The following is a 15,929-nucleotide window of genomic DNA, read 5'->3' on the forward strand; positions in this document are numbered from 1 at the left end:
ACCCGTGGTCCTGCTGGACGTGGTCGGCCTGACCCAACGCCTGCTGCCGTACATGCCGAACCTCACCCGGCTCGCCGGGCGCGGCGGGTCCGCCCCGCTGCGCACGGTGCTGCCCGCCGTCACCTGCAGCGTGCAGTCCACGCTGCTCACCGGCCGGCTGCCCGCCGAGCACGGGATCGTCGGCAACGGCTGGTACTTCCGGGACCTCGGCGAGATCCACCTCTGGCGCCAGCACAACCGGCTGGTCCGGACGCCGAAGGTGTGGGAGACCGCGCGCTCCCGGCACCCCGGCTACCGGGTCGCCAACGTCTGCTGGTGGTACGCCATGGGCGCCACCACCGACCTGCTGGTCACCCCGCGCCCGGTCTACCACGCCGACGGCCGCAAGTCGCCCGACTGCTACACCCGGCCGGCCGGGCTGCGCGACGAACTCACCGCCGAGCTGGGGCCCTTCCCGCTCTTCCAGTACTGGGGCCCGACCGCCGGGATCGCCTCCAGCCGCTGGATCGTCTCGGCGGCCCGCCGGATCCTGCGCACCGAGCGGCCCGACCTGCTGCTGGTCTACGTCCCGCACCTGGACTACGACCTGCAGCGCTTCGGGCCCGACTCCCCGCAGGCCGTGGCGGCGGCCCGGGAGGTGGACGCCGAGCTGGCGCCGCTGCTGGAGCAGGCGGAGCGGGCCGGCGCGAGCGTGGTCGCGCTCAGCGAGTACGGCATCACCCCGGTCCGCCGCCCGGTGGACATCAACCGCGAACTGCGCCGGGAGGGCCTGCTGGAGGTGTACACCCAGGCCGGGATGGAGTACCTGGACCCCTGGGCCTCGCGGGCCTTCGCCGTCGCCGACCACCAGATCGCCCACGTCTACGTGCCCGACGAGGCGGACCTGCCCAAGGTGCGCGACCAGCTGCTCCGCCTCCCGGGCGTGGCCGAGGTGCTGGACCGCGCGGACCAGGCCCGCCACGGCCTCGACCACCCGCGCTCCGGGGAGCTGGTGGCGGTGGCGGCCCCCGACTCCTGGTTCACCTACTACTACTGGCTGGACGACGCGCGGGCCCCCGACTTCGCGCGGTCCGTCGAGATCCACCGCAAGCCCGGCTACGACCCGGCCGAGCTGTTCTTCGACCCGGCCGACCCGCTGGCCAGGGCCCGGGCCGCGGTCGGCCTGGCCCGCAAGAAGCTCGGCCTGCGCCACACCATGAACGTGGTGCCGCTGGATCCGGCCTGGGTCCGCGGTTCGCACGGCCGCCTCCCGGACTCGCCCGCCGACGGCCCCGTGCTGATCTGCTCGGACCCGGACTGGCGGCCCGTCCTCGACGCGGCCGGGGCGATCGGCGCCACCGACGTCCCGGAACTGCTGCTGGGGCTCCAGGGGCTCACCCGCTGACGGCCGTCACCGGTCGTTGAGCGCCTCGGCCCTGGTCTCCAGGTAGCGCCGCTCGGGGATGCTGCCGGTGCGCCGGGCGGCCTCCCGGAAGCTGTTCCGGGCCGCCTCCCGGTCGCCGTTCATCTCCAGCAGGTGGGCGCGGACCGCGGCGAGCCGGTGGTGGTCGGCGAGCCGGCCGTCGGCCTCCAGGGTGGCGAGCAGTTCGAGCCCGGCCGCCGGACCGAGGGCCATCCCCCGGGCCACGGCGTGGTTGAGGGTCACCATCGGGCCGGGGGACATCTCCTCCAGCACCTCGTACAGCGCCATGATCTGCGTCCAGTCGGTGTCCTCGGCGTGCGCGGCCTCGCCGTGCACGGCCGCGATCGCGGCCTGCACCTGGTACGGCCCGGCCACCATCCGCGGGAGGGTCTCGGCTATCAGCGCCAGCCCCTCCTTCAGCGCGGACTGGTCCCAGGCCGAGCGGTCCTGCTCGGCGAGCGGGACGAGGCTGCCGTCCGGCCGGGTGCGGGCCGGCCGGCGGGCGTCGGTCAGCAGCATCAGCGCCAGCAGGCCCGCCACCTCGCCCTCCTCGGGCAGCAGCCGGTGCAGCTCACGGGTGAGGCGGATGGCCTCGCGCGCGAGCTCGGGCTGCAGGAGGTCGGGGCCGCTGGTGGTGGTGTAGCCCTCGTTGAAGATCAGGTAGAGCACCTGGAGCACGACCCCCAGCCGCTCCTTGCGCTCGCTCTGCGGAGGCATCCGGAACGACGACCCGGTGGACTTGATCCGCTGCTTGGCCCGGCTGATCCGCTGGGCCATGGTCGCCTCGGGGACCAGGAAGGCGTGCGCGATCTGCACGGTGGTCAGACCCCCGACGGCCCGGAGGGTCAGCGCGACCTGCGAGCCGGGGGTGAGCGAGGGGTGGCAGCAGAGGAACAGCAGGGTGAGCATGTCGTCCTGCGCGGCCGCCTTCGGCTCCTCGCCCGGGCCGGGCGTCACCGTCTCGTCGGTCGGGGTGAGCGCGGCGGCGGTGGCCTCGCGGCGCTGGCGGGCCTGCTCGCTGCGCAGCCCGTCGATCACCCGGCGGGCGGCCACGGTGATCAGCCAGGCCCGCGGGTTGCCGGGCACGCCCTGTTCGGGCCACTGGACGGCGGCGGCCAGCAGGGCGTCCTGGACGGCGTCCTCGCAGGCGTCGAAGTGCCCGTAGCGGCGGACGACCGCGCCGAGGACCTGCGGTGCGAGCGATCGGAGCAGGTCCTCGACCCGGACGTCACGGTTCATCGGCTCAGCTCTCCGTATCGGCTTCGAAGACGACCTGGCGGACCTCGATGCCCGTGTACCGGGCGTCGGGGATCAGACCCGCCAATTCGATCGCGCGTTCCCTGGACGCGCACTCGACCAGGTAGTACCCGGCCAGGAACTCCTTGCCGGCCAGGTAGGGACCGTCGGAGACCGCGGGCCGGCCGGCGCGGACGCGGACCGTGGCACTGCCGGACGGGTCGGCGAGGGCTTGGGTCACCACCATCTCACCGGAGTCGAGGATCTTCTGCTGGAACGTGGCGTGTCCGGCGAAGACCTCGTTGCGCTCTCTCTCGGACAAGCCGTCCCAGACTACCGGGTTCATGTGGATCAACAGCATGTACTTCATCTCATCATTCCTTGGTCCCTCGTACGGCGGACTGGTGCCATGCACCTGAGACGTCGCCGCCGGAGGGGCGCCCTCGACATCCAAGCCGGGACCACGGCGCTCCGCCCGGGTTTCCGGTGCGGACGTCGAGACCGTGTCGCCTGGTCCGACGTACCGGGTGTGACGGCACCCGCGGGTGCCACGTGCCCCGAGAATCCGGAAGGACCCCGCGATGAGCGACACCACACCCCCCAGCGCGCCCGCGCCCCGGGCCGGACGGCGGGAGTGGATCGGGCTGGCCGTCCTCGCCCTGCCCGCCCTGCTGGTCTCGATCGACGTCTTCGTCATGCTGCTGGCCCTGCCCAGCGTGGCGGACGCCCTCGGTGCCGACGGCGTGCAGCAGTTGTGGATCACCGACATCTACTCGTTCCTGCTCGCCGGCCTGCTCGTCACCATGGGGTCGCTCGGCGACCGCATCGGCCGGCGCCGGCTGCTGCTGATCGGCGCCGCGGCGTTCGGTGTCGCCTCCGTCGCCTCCGCCTACGCCGTCAGCCCCGGCATGCTGATCGCGGCGCGCGCCCTGCTCGGCGTCGCCGGCGCCACCCTCGCGCCGAGCACCCTCTCGCTGATCACCACCATGTTCCAGGACGCCCGGCAGCGCGGCGCCGCCTTCGGCATCTGGGGCGCCTGCTTCTCGGTCGGCGCCGTCGCCGGACCGATCATCGGCGGCACCATGCTCGACCACTTCTGGTGGGGCTCGGCCTTCCTGCTCGGCGTCCCCGCGATGGTGCTGCTGCTCGTGCTCGGCCCGGTCCTGCTGCCCGAGTTCCGCGACCCCGACGCCGGGCGCCCGGACCTGGTCAGCGTGCTGGAGTCGCTGGCCGCCGTCCTCCCCGCCATCTGGGGCCTCAAGGAGATCGCCAAGGACGGCTGGCAGCCGATGCCGATCGCGGCCGTGCTGGCCGGCATCGGGTTCGGCATCCTCTTCGTCCACCGTCAGCGCCACCTGCCGCACCCGCTGCTGGACCTGGGCCTGTTCGGCCACCGCGCCTTCACCGCGGCGCTGCTCAGCCTGTTCCTGGGCACCATGCTCACCGGCGCGGTGATGTTCTTCGTCACCCAGACCCTCCAACTGCTGTACGGGCGCGACCCGTTCCACGCGGGCCTGTGGATGCTGCCGGCGATCGCCGCCAACACGGTCTCCTTCACCCTGTCCCCCCGGCTCGGCCAGCGCTTCCGCCCGGCGTACCTCATCGGCGGCGGCCTGGTCCTCTGCACGCTCGGCATGCTGGTGATCACCAGGGCGGAGCCCGGCTCCAGCCCCGCGGTGCTGATCACCGGCTTCGCCGTGGTCTTCCTCGGCTCCGGCCCGATGGTCACCCTCGGCATGGGCCTGGTGATGGGCTCCGCCCCGGTGGAGAAGGCCGGCTCGGCGGCCGCGCTCAACGAGACCAGCGGCCAACTCGGCTTCGCCCTCGGCATCGCGGCCCTCGGCAGCGTCGGCGCCGCCGTCTACCGCGGCGCGCTCCACCTGCCGGACGGCCTGCCCGCCGACACCGTCCGGGCCGCCCGGGACTCCCTCAACGGCGCCCAGGAGGCCGCCCGTTCGCTCTCCGGCCAACTCGCCGACGCCGTCCTGACCCCCGCCCGGGCCGCCTTCGCCGACGAGCTCCACACCGTGGTCACCGTCGCCGGCGTCCTGCTGCTCGCCACCGCCGCCCTGGTGACGGCGCTGCTGCGCCATCTGCCGCCCACCGGCCGGCCGCCGGGTGCCGCCGCCGACGGGCACCCGGCGGACTCCGGCACCGCCCCCGCGGCCGGCTGACCGCCCTCCGCACCGCCCGCCCGACGCGGCGATCACCCGTACGGCGTACCGCACCGTGCCCCCGCCTCCGCTCCGGTCGTTTGGGGGCGCGGGCGCCCGGTCGTACGGACGCCCGGATCGCCCCACGAGGAAAGGTGCGGAACGCATGTCGCAGCTGGTGTCGGTGCAGTGCTTCAACCTGTCGCGCGACGGGTTCGGGGCCGGCGAGGGACAGTCCCTGGAGCGGCCCTTCGGCCACGCGGACCCCTCCCCCTTCTTCTCCTGGGCGGGTGCCACCGCGAGCTGGGTGAACCGCACGGACCCCGGCGGCACCCGCGGTCTGGACGACTACCTGACCCGCGACCACGCCCGCCCGCCGGGCGCGGTGATCATGGGACGCAACAAGTTCGGCCCCCAGCGCGGCCCGTGGGAGAACCACGAGTGGAAGGGCTGGTGGGGGCCGAACCCGCCGTTCCACGCGCCGGTCTTCGTGCTCACCCACTACGAGCGCCCGTCCTTCACGCTGTCCGACACCACCTTCCACTTCCTCAACGCGACGCCGGCCGAGGCGCTGAAGCACGCGAAGGAGGTCGCCGAGGGCCGGAACGTGCGGATCAGCGGCGGGGTCGCCACCGTCCGCGAGTTCATCGACGCCGACCTGGTCGACACCATGCACTTCGCCGTCGCGCCGGTCGACCTCGGCCGGGGGGAGCGGCTCTGGGAGAGCCACACCGAGCTGCTCGACCGCTACCACCTGGACACCGTGCCCAGCCCCAGCGGCGTCACCCACCTGCTGTTCTGGCGGCGGTGACGGCCGGCGCGCACGACCGCGCACCCTCCGCATGACAACTCGACACCACGCGTGACGCACCGTCACCGTGCGGCCGTGGCCGGGGCCTTCGCCCCGGCCACCGTCGTGTCCGGGCCCGGGCCGAGCCGCCGACCGGAGATCCACGGGCAGCACGTTGGAAGAAATCACGTTGTCGAATCCGGCCCCCCGGTTACGACTAACACGCGAGTAGCGCCGCGCGCCCACCGACATCCGGATGGTGCCGCTCCGGCGTTCCGCCTCGGAGAAAGGGGTTACCCGTGAACTCACCACTACCGGCGAGAACGATGAAGCTGCCGTCACTGGAGGGCCTGCGGGCCGTCGGCGTCGTCTTCGTCTTCGCGAGCCACGCACTCGTCCTCGGCGCCTTCAAGGACCCGAACGCCCTCTCCGTCTTCAACACCCTCACGGGCGACGGGCGGCTCGCGTTCCTCGCGGTGTCGTTCTTCCTCGTCATCAGCGGGTTCGTCCTCACCTGGTCGGCCAAGCCCGGCCAGAGCGCGACCGGCTTCTGGCGGCGCAGGGTGATGCGCATCGGCCCGTCCCACGTCCTGCTCGCCGTCCTCGCTCTGACCCAGTTCGCCGCCGCGGGCGAGACGATCAGGTGGGGGCCGGCCGTCGCCAACCTCTTCCTGGTGCAGAACTGGTGGCCCTCCCAGGACCTGATCATGTACCAGTTCAACGGCGCGACGTGGACGCTCGCGGTGGAGATGCTCTGCTACGCGATGTTCCCGCTGCTGATCCGGTTCGTCCGGCGGCTCGGCACCCGGGCGCTGTGGTCCTGGATCATCGGTCTCGGCGCGACCGCCGTCCTGATCCCGGCGATCAGCTACCCGCTGCTCTCGGGGTTCCCGCCGAGCCAGTTCTACCCCGCGGGGTCCTGGCCCCAGCTGTGGGCGCTGTACTTCTTCCCGCCCGTCCGGTGCATCGACTTCCTCATCGGCATGTTCCTCGCCCGGATCGTCGCCTCCGGCAGCTGGCCGAGGATCCGGATCCTGCCGGCCGCCCTGCTCAACCTCGCCGTCTTCCTCCTGCTGTACCACCTGCCCGTCCCCTTCGGGATCGCGGCGCTCTACCCCGTACCGGCCGCGCTGCTGATCGGCGCCCTCGCCGCCCAGGACGTGGCGGGCCGGCGCACCGCCCTGAGCGCGCCCTTCATGGTGTGGCTCGGGGACCTCTCCTTCGCCATCTACATCACCCACCTCACCGTGATGTTCGCGGTGCACGCGGCGTTCGCGGGCGAACTGGTGGGCTACGCCCACTCATACACCCCCACGGCGTTCGACACTCCCGCCGCCGTCGCGTTCGTCGTCGCCCTCTACGTCCTGTGCGTCGCGGTCTCCTGGGTCCTGCACGTCACCGTCGAGATGCCGGCCATCCGCCGGTGGAGCCGGCCTGCGGCCCAGCGCGCGCCCCGGCGACCGAACCCGGAACCCCAGCCACAGACCTGACCGACGATCACCCCACGATCGGAGACAGCCATGGCCGAAGCGGCCCACCCGACCGACCACGCCGAGCACCCGGACTACCCGATGCGCCGGACCTGCCCGTACACCCTGCCGGCCGGCTACCAGGAGCTCCTCGACCGGCCGACCCTCGGCAAGGTCCGACTGCCCAGCGGCAGGCTCGCCTGGGCGGCGGCCCGCTACGAGGACGTCAAGGCGATGCTGGGCGACAACCGGTTCAGCTCCGACCTGCGCCGCCCGGGATACCCGCTGATGATGGACCACCAAGTCCCCCCGCCCGAGTTCTCCACCTCCCTGGTCGGGATGGACCCGCCCGAACACACCCTGGCCCGGCGCGCGGTGGCCGCGGACTTCACCCCCCGCAGCGTCAACCGGTTGCGGCCCCGGATCCAGGAGATCACCGACGAGTACGTCGAGCGGCTGCTGGCCGGCCCACGTCCCGTCGACCTGATCGACGCCTTCGCCAACCCGGTCCCGCTGCTCGTGATCTGCGAGCTGCTCGGTGTCCCGTTCGCCGACCGCGAGTTCTTCCTGCGGATCTCCTTCACGGTGATGAACGCCACCACGCCCGAGGCCGGCACGGCGGCGATGGCCGAACTCATGGGCTACATGGACGGGATGGTCACCGAGAAGGAGCGAACGCCGACCGACGACCTGATCGGCCGGCTGGCGGCGCGGCGGGGCGAGCCGGGCGTCCCCGACCACCGCGACCTCGTCGGCATGGCCTTCATGCTGCTGATGGCGGGCCACGAGACCATCGCGAACGTCATCGGGCTGGGCGCCATGCTGCTGCTGGACCGCCCGTTGCTGCGCAAGTCGCTGGCCACCGACCCGTCGCGCTGGCCGGCGGCGATCGACGAGCTGGTGCGGTACTTCACCATCGCGGAGATCGCCAACTCCCGGGTGGCCCTGGAGGACGTCGAGATCGGCGGGGTCCGGATAGCCGCCGGCGAGGGCGTGCTCGGTCTGACGGTGGCGGCCGACCGGGACCCGCGGCGGTTCCAGGACCCGGACGCCTTCGACCTCGACCGCGTCGACCGCAGCCTGGCCTTCGGCTTCGGCGCGCACCAGTGCATCGGCCAGCACCTGGCGCGGACCGAACTGGAGGTCGTCCTGAGCACCCTGTTCGAGCGCATCCCCGAGCTGCGGCTGGCCGAGCCGGTGGAGTCGCTGCGGTTCAAGGAGGAGCACGTCAACTACGGCCTGCACGCGCTGCCGGTCACCTGGTGAGGGAGGAAGCCATGCGGATCCGTACGGACGAGGACCGCTGCATCGGCGCGGGCCGGTGCTACCTCGCGGCGCCCGACCTGTTCGACCAGAGCGACCAGGACGGGACGGTGGTGGTGCTGACCGAACGGGTCACGGGCGCCCAGCTGGCGGGCGCGCGGACGGCGGTCGACGAGTGCCCGACCCGCACCCTCTCCCTGATCGAGGAGTAGGGCGCAACGGCCGAGGCCGGCGCGGGACCCCCGGGTCCCGCGCCGGCCTCGTCGGGTCGGCCGGTCAGCTCACTGGCCGCTGTTGCGGGCGGCCCGCTGGAAGTAGATCCCCGCCAGCACCGCCAGCACGACGAAGACCGCGGAGGACACCGCTGCGACGGCGTTCAGGCCGCTCACGAAGGCCGCGTGCGCCGTCTTCAGCAGCGCCGCGGAGGCGTCCGCCCCGAGCTTCGTGGCCTCGGCGGCGGCGCCGGCCACGGTCTCCCGGGCCTGCTCGGAGCCGACGCCGCTCATCTCGCTGGTGTAGACCGCGGAGCCGATCGTGCCGAGCACGGCCAGGCCGAGCGCGCCACCGAGGTAGTTCGCGGTCTCCGCCATCGAGGCGGCCGAACCGGCGCGCTCCGGCGGCACCGAGCCGACCACCAGGCCGATGCCCAGCGCGAACATCGGGCCTGCGCCCAGGCCGATGACGGCGGTACCGAGCACGATCGGCCAGGGGCCGCGGTCGCCGTTCACCAGGATCAGCACCGCGGCGCCGATCGCGGAGAGGAACATGCCGCCGATGATCGCGGTCCGCGGCTGGATCGAACGGATCAGGGCCGGCGTGGACATCGTGCCCACCGCCATGCACAGGCCCATCGGGACGAACCACAGGGCCGAGGCGAGCGGGGTGTAGCCGAGCACCGTCTGCAGCAGCTGGGTGACGTTCAGGGCGGTGCCCGCCAGGACCATCCCGGCCAGCGCCAGCGCGGTCAGCATGACGGTGAACGAGCTGTTCGCGAAGAGCCGCAGGTCGAGCAGCGGGTCGTCGCCCTTGAGCTGGCGGCGCACGAACACGGTGCCGAACAGCAGGCCCACGACCAGCGACACCACGCCGGTCAGGGTGCTGCCGGTGCCCAGGCTGAGCACCTTGATCGCGTAGACCACCGGGAGGATGCCCAGCAGGGAGAGCACGACGCTGGTCAGGTCCAGGCTACGGGACTGCTCGGGGCGGAACTCCGGGAGCAGCACGGGGCCGGCGATCAGCACCACGGCCGCGACCGGGACGGCGAGCAGGAACACCGCGCCCCACCAGAACGGCGCGAGCAGCACGCCGCCGAGCACCGGGCCGAGCGCGGCGCCGGTGAAGGTGCAGGTGGCCCAGATCGAGATGGCCTTCCCGCGCTGCTTGTCGTCGCGGAAGATGTTGGTGATCAGCGCGAGGGTGGAGGGCATCAGCGTGGCACCCGCGATGCCCTGCACGCCGCGCGCCGCGATCAGCATGATCGGGCTGGTCGCCCAGGCGCAGACCAGCGAGGCCAGCGCGAACACCGCCATGCCCGCCATCAGGAGCTTTCGGCGCCCGATCCGGTCGCCGACCGTCCCCATGGTGATCACCAGGCCGGCGACCATGAAGCCGTAGGCGTCGGTGATCCACAACTGCTGGACGCTGCTGGCGCCCAGGTCGGCGGTGAGTTCGGGCAGCGCCAGGAACAGGACGTTCGCGTCCAGCGCGACCAGCAGGGTCGGCAGCGCGAGGACCGCGAGTGCCAGCCAGGGCCGCGCAGTGGTGCGAGGGAGGTCTGTCTCCGCTGTAGTGACGGACATGGCCGTGTTGTTCCTTTCGCTCATTTTCGGAAGGTCGCTCACTACGTTGTCGGAGCAGCCGACCGATTCTTGCGCCGGTTCGCGGAACTTTTTTCAGATGGCTTCCGCACGGCCCCGACGGCTGTGGCGTCGTCGCTGGTCAGACGCGTGGAGCCGATGGTGGTCGACACCATCGGCTCCACGAATGGACATCTGTTCGACTGTTCCGGGACACGTCCCGGCCACGGCGGCCGGTGGTCCGCCGGCCGCCCGGGGCGGACGCGGGATCAGTGGTGGTACTCGCCGCAGTTGACGTCGAGGCAGTGGCCGGTGACGGCGCGCGCCAGGTCCGAGGCCAGGAAGATCACCACGTCGGCGGTCTCCTCCGGCGTCTGCAGCCGGCGCAGGTCCATGTCGGAGGCCACCTCCTGGTAGCCCTCCTCCAGCGTCAGACCGCGCATCTCGGCGAGGCCGCCGATGAAGTCCTTGACCTTGTCGGTCCACATCGGCCCGGGCGCCACGGTGTTCACCCGGATCCCCTCCGGGCCCAGCTCGGTGGAGAGCATCTGGGCCGCCGCGAGCAGCCCCGACTTGGCGATCTTGTAGGCGCCGCAGGCGCGCTTGGAGTGCCGCAGGACGGACGAGTTGACCATCACGATCGAGCCGCGGCTGTCCCGCAGGGCCGGGGTGAACAGCTTCGACAGCCGCAGCGCCGCGTAGACGGTCACCTCCATGCCGAGGCGGACGTCGTCCAGGTCGGTGTCCTGCAGCTCGGTGTGCGGCGGCTCCACCAGCGCGTTGTTGATCAGGGTGTCGACCCGGCCGAACTCGTCGAGCGCGGCGGCGACGAGCGCGCTCGCGGCGGCCGGATCGGTGATGTCGGTGGGCACCGCCAGTGCGCGGCGCCCGGTCTCCTCGACGGCCTTGGCCACCTCGTCCAGGTAGGAGGAGGTACGGGCCGCGAGCACCACGTCGGCTCCGGCCTCGGCGCACCGCACGGCCAGCGTCCGGCCGAGACCGGCCCCCACGCCCGACACGACGACGACCTTGTCTCGGAGCAGCTCCGGAACCTTCATGTGTTCGTCCTCTCTCGATAACAGTGCGCACGGACTACCGAGGGGCAGGACGGAGCCCGGGGGCCGCGGGGCCCCCGGGCAGCCGGTCAGGCGGAAGCGCCCTCGCTGAAGACGATCGGACGGACCTCGATGCCGAGACCCTCGACAGCGGCGTCCGGGATCATCGCGGCGACCTCGTGGGCGCGCGCCAGGTCCTTGACCTCGATGATGTAGGTACCACCCACGTATTCCTTGGCCTCGGCGTACGGGCCGTCCGTCACCGCCGGGACGCCGCCGCGCACCCGCACCACGGAGCTCTGGTCCGGGCCGGCCAGGGCCAGGGTCCCGACGAACTCGCCGGTCGCCTTGATCTTCTCCATGAACGCGCCGTGGCCCTGGAAGACCGCGTTGCGCTCCTCCTCCGGCAGCGCGGCCAGGACGTCGGCGTTCGGGTACATCATGATCAGGTACTTCATCGTTCCGCTCCTTGCGACGTGAGGCGCCCGGTGGGGCCTTCACTTGGAAGTCGGCGCCGATCCGCCGACTTCGACATCCTCGCGAAAAACTTTTTCCCGTACCAGCGGAACGACGGAGCAGGCCCTCACGGCGCCGTGACGCCGAAGGCCGAGGGCGGCACCGGGCGGCGGGCGGCGCGCAGCACGCGCAGCAGCGTCCGAGGGTGCATCAGGGACTGTGGGGTGGCCACCAGTCCGGCGATCCGCACCAGTGCGTCGGTCACCCGGGGGTCGTGCACCGCCGCCCGCTGGGCCAGTGCGGCGTACCGGTTGACCAGGGCGGTCTGGAGGTTCCGCTTGCCCTTGACGCCCTGGTAGCCGAGGTCGGTCACCGCGGCGAAGGACCAGGGGGAGCGGATCTCGCGGGCGATGTCGCGGAAGTAGGCCTGGGGCCTGGGCAGCCGCCGCCCGGCGGCGTGCCGGCGCAGCACCAGCGCCTGCAGGGCCGCCGAGGTCATGCCCTGGGCGTAGGCGGGGTTGAAGCTGCAGATCGCGTCGCCCATCACCAGCAGTCCGGCCGGGAAGCGCTCCAGCCGGTGGTAGTCCCGGCGGACGCTGGCCGGGAAGCGGAAGCGCAGCGGTTCGTCGAGCGGTTCGGCGTCCCGGATCGCCTCGTAGATCTCGGGGACGGGCAGCGACCGGACGAAGGCGTGGAACCCTTCCGGGTCGGTGGGCGGGTGGTCGCCCAGGAGCCCGGTCACCGACAGCTCCACCCGGTTGTCGTCGCCGGGCACCCGGTAGAAGAACGCCCCTCGCGGGTGCGAGGGCGTGGCGGCCGGGATGATGGCGATGTCGCTGCCGAACGGGTCCTTCTCCAGCCGGTAGTGGCGGGTGGTGTACGCCAGGTCGATCTCGATCCGTTCCTCGGGGGGCGCCTGGTACCCGAGGTCGGCCAGCCAGAGCGGGGCCCGGGAGCCCCGGCCGGTGGTGTCGACGACGAGGTTCGCGGAGATCGTCCGCTCCTCGGCTCCGGGGGTGCGCGCCTGCACCCTGACCCCGGTGACCCGGTGCCCGGCGGCGTCGGCCACCGGGGCGATGACGTCGTGCTCCTCCAGGAACGACACCTCCGGCAGCTTCCGCACCCGCTCGCGCAGGTGGTACTCCAGCACCGGCCGGGTGGCGGGCACGGACGGCAGGCCGGTGCGGGCGGGGCTCAGCCGCAGCCCGTTGAAGTACCACTGGATGTCGTTGCTGAAGTCACCGGGCCGCACCCCTGCGGCGATCAACTCGTCGGTGAGGCCCGGGAACAGCGACTCCATGATCTGGTGGCCGCGGGCGACCAGCCCGTGGGCGTGGTTGCCGTGCGGCACGCCGCGGCGCGGCCCCTGGACCCCGAGGATCCGGTCGCGTTCGACGACGACGACCCGGGGATAGGACTCGGAGAGCACCCTGGCCGCCAGCAGGCCCGCAATGCTTCCGCCGAGAACCACGGCACATTCATCGGTACGGGTGGCCATGAAGGTCCCCTCTCTACGGATTCCGGACGAGTGCGGTCAGTTGGCGGACGGCCCGAACTGGCCCGGGGTGCGGCCCTCGCCGGCCGGGCCGCGGTAGGCCTGGGCGAGGTCGAGCCAGGCGTCGGCGTCCTTGCCCTCGGCGGTCAGGGCGAGGTCGTCGCGGTGCCGGCGCCGGGTCACCAGGAGGCAGAAGTCGACGGCGGGGCCGCTGACGCGCTGCTCCGCGTCGGCGGGGCCGAACTCCCAGCGGGCGCCCGACGGCGCGGTGATCTCGAAGCGGAACTCGGTGTCGGGGGTGTCGAGTCCGCGCGCCTGGTAGCCGAAGTCCCAGGTGCGGACGGCGAATTCGACCAGGTAGCGGAGCCGGTCGGTGTGCTCGCGGGGCACCCCGAGGGCGTCGGCGATGTCCTGGCCGTGGCCGAACAGCTCCATCATGCCGGCGGCGGCCAGCACGGGCGCCGGCAGCGGGCGGACCAGCCACGGCACCAGCTGCCCCGCCGGGACGGCCGCCAGGGCCTGCTCGGCCATCCGCCGCTCGGCGTTCCAGCGCTCCAGCAGGATCTTCGGCGTGGCGGAGGCCAGGTAGGGCTTGAGGGACTGCTGCACCGCGCCGTCGAAGTCCTGGCCGACGCCCGCGGCCAGCGCCTTGAACGCCTCGGGGTCGGCGGCGGCGGTGCCCGCCAGCTTGAAGGTGGCCGCGAGGTGGGCGATCTGGTGGGCGACGGTCCAGCCGGGCGCCGGCGTGGGCCGCTCCCAGTCGGCGTCCGCCAGGTTCGCCACCAGGGCTTCGACGGCGTCGCCGTCGGCCTTCAGTGCGGCTGTGACGTCCTGCGAGTCGGCCATGCCTCTTCCTTCCGTCCAGGGGTCCGGTTCCGTCCAGGGGGATCCGGGTGCCGACGCCCGCTCGACGCGCGGTGCGCGGCGTCGCAGCGGGGGCCAGCCCAGTATTGGCCGGGTGCGGATCGGCGGGCTTCTCTGCTCGTGCTGTACGCCCGCTCCCCCTGCGGAGCGCGGGCGTGCGCCCGGCTCTCCGGCGGCGCGCGACGAAGCACGGCAGGCCTGCCGGCCGGCGGCGCGCGACGAAGCACGGCAGGCCTGCCGGCCGACGGTTGCGTCGGTCGGCAGGCCTGCCGTGGGTCAGTTGACGATCAGTCAGTCCGCCGCCGGTTCCAGGGTGGCCAGGGCGAGCCGGTGCCGCCGGCTGATGTACCAGGCGGCCGCACCGCACAGCAGGGCGAGGGCGGAGACCGCCACCAGGACGGCGGAGGCCGAGGAGACCAGGCTCGCCAGCAGCAGCGGCCCCATCAGGCCGCCCAGCCGGTTGAACAGCGAGACCCACCCGGTGGTGCGCCCGCGCCGTTCCGGCTCCGCCAGGTCGGCCGCGATCGGGAGGAAGATCGCCGCCATCGAGTTCACCGAGAACAGCGCCGCCACCAGCGCGCCCGCGGCGATCCAGCCCACCTCGGCCACCGCGCCGCTGGCGGTGAGCGCCAGCAGCAGCACGGCGGTGACGGTCGCCAGGCCGGCCGCCATGGCGGTCGGGCCGAAGCGGCGGTAGCCCAGCATCAGCAGCAGCGCGCACGGGATCATCGCCACCGCCGCGACGGTGAGCATCAGGTTCGCGGTGTGCACCGGCACGCCGCCGATCCTGGCCAGGCTCGGCACCCAGGTGGTGAGGCCGAAGGTGAGCAGCCCGATCAGGGTGGCGAAGGCGCGCTGCAGACCGCTGGTGAGGGCCCGGGAGGACCTCGGCAGGTGCCGGACGGCCGGTGCGCCCTCGGCCGCCGGGGCGGGGGCGGAGGTGCGGTTGGGGACGAAGGGGGTGAGCAGGGCCAGCACGGCGCCGGTGGGGGCGCCGATCAGCCAGAGGATGCGCCAGCCGAAGACCGGTTCCAGCCAGAGCGCCGAGCCGGCGGCGACCAGGTAGCCGACCGCGGTGGCGACCACGGAGAGCGCCACCACCACCGATCCGCGGACCTTTCCGCCGACGGTCTCGGTGAGCAGGGTGATCAGCAGCGGGGCGAGGCCGCCGACCGCCACGCCCATCAGGGCGCACATCACCAGGTTGCCCTCGAAGGTGGGCATCGAGCCGCACATGCTGGTGGCGGTGAAGCCGAGGGTGGCGATCAGGTAGGAGCTGCGGCGGCCGATCCGGTCGGTGAGCACGCCGAACAGCAGCGCCCCGGCCGCCGTGCCGGTCAGCCCGCAGACCGCCAGCAGGGACGCCGTGCGGGGGTCGAGTCCGTACTCGGTGCGCAGGCCCGGTATCACGAAGCCCAGGGTGGAGGTCTTGCTGATGTCGATGGTGAGGGCGGCGGTGCCGATGACGGTGATCAGCAGCCGGCCGCCGCGGCCCGTCCCGGAGTCGGCCGGGACGGCCTTCGGCCGGCCGCGCAGGGCGGCGCCGGCCACCACGAGCAGAAGTCCGCCGAGGGCGGTGAACATCTCCGGCATCTCCGACAGCGCCATGCCGTGCAGCTTCCGGTCGTCGTCGGCCGGCATGTGGGGCATCGGCATCGCCGGGTCCATGGCGAAGGAGTGGTAGAAGGCCACGGCGGAGGAGACCAGCACGATCAGGCTGCCCAGGGAGAGCAGCAGCGTGGCGCCGGTGGAGCGGCCGGGGGCAGGGGTGGACAAGAGCGACCTCCGTGGGGACCGAGGGTGGGGAGTGCGCGACGGGTCGTCAAGATATCGTCTCCGGCCGCTCGTTGACCCCGAAAAGTCGCGCTGGGTGACTGGAAAGCTATGCCCGGCGTCCGGACGGCCGCTTCTCGCAATGTGCGGGGATCGGAGGGTTGTGGAGCTCGAACG

14 protein-coding genes are annotated in these 15,929 nt (G+C 72.8%); 6 read left to right on the plus strand and 8 right to left on the minus strand.

Annotation, left to right across the window (positions count from 1 at the left end; translation table 11 throughout):
• The first annotated feature begins 52 nt into the window (after positions 1 to 52).
• Entirely contained in the window at positions 53 to 1,384 is a 1,332-nt protein-coding gene (locus tag ACIQI7_RS13910; RefSeq protein WP_401108877.1) for an alkaline phosphatase family protein, read from the plus strand.
• A gap of 6 nt (positions 1,385 to 1,390) precedes the next feature.
• On the opposite strand, the gene ACIQI7_RS13915 is transcribed toward ACIQI7_RS13910, so the two are convergent.
• Both ACIQI7_RS13915 and ACIQI7_RS13920 read right to left on the minus strand, forming a co-directional pair.
• The gene (locus ACIQI7_RS13915) at positions 1,391 to 2,641 is read right to left on the minus strand and encodes an RNA polymerase sigma factor (protein ID WP_401108781.1); all 1,251 of its coding nucleotides are present in this window, start codon (positions 2,639 to 2,641) and stop codon (positions 1,391 to 1,393) included.
• Between the two features lie 4 nt (positions 2,642 to 2,645).
• Positions 2,646 to 3,008 (minus strand): YciI family protein, encoded by a 363-nt coding sequence (locus ACIQI7_RS13920; RefSeq protein WP_401108784.1) that lies wholly within the window; start codon positions 3,006 to 3,008, stop codon positions 2,646 to 2,648.
• A gap of 211 nt (positions 3,009 to 3,219) precedes the next feature.
• Between ACIQI7_RS13920 and ACIQI7_RS13925 the strand changes: the two genes are divergently transcribed.
• The 5 genes from ACIQI7_RS13925 to ACIQI7_RS13945 all read left to right on the plus strand — a co-directional run bounded on the left by ACIQI7_RS13925 (position 3,220) and on the right by ACIQI7_RS13945 (position 8,525).
• On the plus strand, positions 3,220 to 4,812 hold the full coding sequence (locus ACIQI7_RS13925; protein ID WP_401108787.1) for an MFS transporter: 1,593 nt from the start codon (positions 3,220 to 3,222) through the stop codon (positions 4,810 to 4,812).
• 145 nt (positions 4,813 to 4,957) lie between these two features.
• Positions 4,958 to 5,602 carry a dihydrofolate reductase family protein gene (locus tag ACIQI7_RS13930; RefSeq protein ID WP_401108790.1) on the plus strand — a complete coding sequence of 215 codons (645 nt, stop codon included), beginning with the start codon at positions 4,958 to 4,960 and terminating at the stop codon, positions 5,600 to 5,602.
• A 305-nt stretch (positions 5,603 to 5,907) separates the two neighbouring features.
• A complete protein-coding gene (locus ACIQI7_RS13935; RefSeq protein ID WP_401108793.1) occupies positions 5,908 to 7,071 on the plus strand; it encodes an acyltransferase family protein in 1,164 nt (387 codons plus the stop codon).
• Positions 7,072 to 7,101: 30 nt separating this feature from the next.
• Positions 7,102 to 8,316, plus strand: a complete 1,215-nt coding sequence (locus ACIQI7_RS13940; protein ID WP_401108796.1) for a cytochrome P450 — start codon at positions 7,102 to 7,104, stop codon at positions 8,314 to 8,316.
• An 11-nt stretch (positions 8,317 to 8,327) separates the two neighbouring features.
• A complete protein-coding gene (locus ACIQI7_RS13945) occupies positions 8,328 to 8,525 on the plus strand; it encodes a ferredoxin (RefSeq protein ID WP_401108799.1) in 198 nt (65 codons plus the stop codon).
• A 69-nt stretch (positions 8,526 to 8,594) separates the two neighbouring features.
• Here ACIQI7_RS13945 and ACIQI7_RS13950 read toward each other — a convergent pair whose 3' ends face one another.
• From ACIQI7_RS13950 to ACIQI7_RS13975, 6 genes are all read right to left on the minus strand, one after another.
• Positions 8,595 to 10,112, minus strand: a complete 1,518-nt coding sequence (locus tag ACIQI7_RS13950; protein WP_401108802.1) for an MFS transporter — start codon at positions 10,110 to 10,112, stop codon at positions 8,595 to 8,597.
• 266 nt (positions 10,113 to 10,378) lie between these two features.
• A complete protein-coding gene (locus ACIQI7_RS13955; RefSeq protein ID WP_387747376.1) occupies positions 10,379 to 11,167 on the minus strand; it encodes an SDR family oxidoreductase in 789 nt (262 codons plus the stop codon).
• An 86-nt stretch (positions 11,168 to 11,253) separates the two neighbouring features.
• Positions 11,254 to 11,622, minus strand: a complete 369-nt coding sequence (locus ACIQI7_RS13960; RefSeq protein WP_401108804.1) for a YciI family protein — start codon at positions 11,620 to 11,622, stop codon at positions 11,254 to 11,256.
• 125 nt (positions 11,623 to 11,747) lie between these two features.
• Complete coding sequence (locus ACIQI7_RS13965) at positions 11,748 to 13,118, minus strand: FAD-dependent oxidoreductase (RefSeq protein ID WP_387747372.1); 1,371 nt, start codon at positions 13,116 to 13,118, stop codon at positions 11,748 to 11,750.
• 36 nt (positions 13,119 to 13,154) lie between these two features.
• Positions 13,155 to 13,961, minus strand: coding sequence for a TIGR03084 family metal-binding protein (locus tag ACIQI7_RS13970; protein ID WP_401108807.1), 807 nt, complete (start codon positions 13,959 to 13,961; stop codon positions 13,155 to 13,157).
• A gap of 309 nt (positions 13,962 to 14,270) precedes the next feature.
• A complete protein-coding gene (locus ACIQI7_RS13975) occupies positions 14,271 to 15,755 on the minus strand; it encodes an MFS transporter (RefSeq protein ID WP_401108810.1) in 1,485 nt (494 codons plus the stop codon).
• Between the last annotated feature and the right edge of the window lie 174 nt (positions 15,756 to 15,929).

It is taken from the genome of Kitasatospora sp. NPDC092039 (genome assembly GCF_044756065.1).
Taxonomy (GTDB): Bacteria; Actinomycetota; Actinomycetes; order Streptomycetales; family Streptomycetaceae; genus Kitasatospora.

Excerpts from the sequence above, each read along its gene's own strand:
- ACIQI7_RS13910 (WP_401108877.1), top strand. The coding sequence starts at position 53 with ATGCCGAACCTCACCCGGCTCGCCGGGCGCGGCGGGTCCGCCCCGCTG.
- ACIQI7_RS13915 (WP_401108781.1), bottom strand. The coding sequence starts at position 2,641 with ATGAACCGTGACGTCCGGGTCGAGGACCTGCTCCGATCGCTCGCACCG.
- ACIQI7_RS13920 (WP_401108784.1), bottom strand. The coding sequence starts at position 3,008 with ATGAAGTACATGCTGTTGATCCACATGAACCCGGTAGTCTGGGACGGC.
- ACIQI7_RS13925 (WP_401108787.1), top strand. The coding sequence starts at position 3,220 with ATGAGCGACACCACACCCCCCAGCGCGCCCGCGCCCCGGGCCGGACGG.
- ACIQI7_RS13930 (WP_401108790.1), top strand. The coding sequence starts at position 4,958 with ATGTCGCAGCTGGTGTCGGTGCAGTGCTTCAACCTGTCGCGCGACGGG.
- ACIQI7_RS13935 (WP_401108793.1), top strand. The coding sequence starts at position 5,908 with ATGAAGCTGCCGTCACTGGAGGGCCTGCGGGCCGTCGGCGTCGTCTTC.
- ACIQI7_RS13940 (WP_401108796.1), top strand. The coding sequence starts at position 7,102 with ATGGCCGAAGCGGCCCACCCGACCGACCACGCCGAGCACCCGGACTAC.
- ACIQI7_RS13945 (WP_401108799.1), top strand. The coding sequence starts at position 8,328 with ATGCGGATCCGTACGGACGAGGACCGCTGCATCGGCGCGGGCCGGTGC.
- ACIQI7_RS13950 (WP_401108802.1), bottom strand. The coding sequence starts at position 10,112 with ATGTCCGTCACTACAGCGGAGACAGACCTCCCTCGCACCACTGCGCGG.
- ACIQI7_RS13955 (WP_387747376.1), bottom strand. The coding sequence starts at position 11,167 with ATGAAGGTTCCGGAGCTGCTCCGAGACAAGGTCGTCGTCGTGTCGGGC.
- ACIQI7_RS13960 (WP_401108804.1), bottom strand. The coding sequence starts at position 11,622 with ATGAAGTACCTGATCATGATGTACCCGAACGCCGACGTCCTGGCCGCG.
- ACIQI7_RS13965 (WP_387747372.1), bottom strand. The coding sequence starts at position 13,118 with ATGGCCACCCGTACCGATGAATGTGCCGTGGTTCTCGGCGGAAGCATT.
- ACIQI7_RS13970 (WP_401108807.1), bottom strand. The coding sequence starts at position 13,961 with ATGGCCGACTCGCAGGACGTCACAGCCGCACTGAAGGCCGACGGCGAC.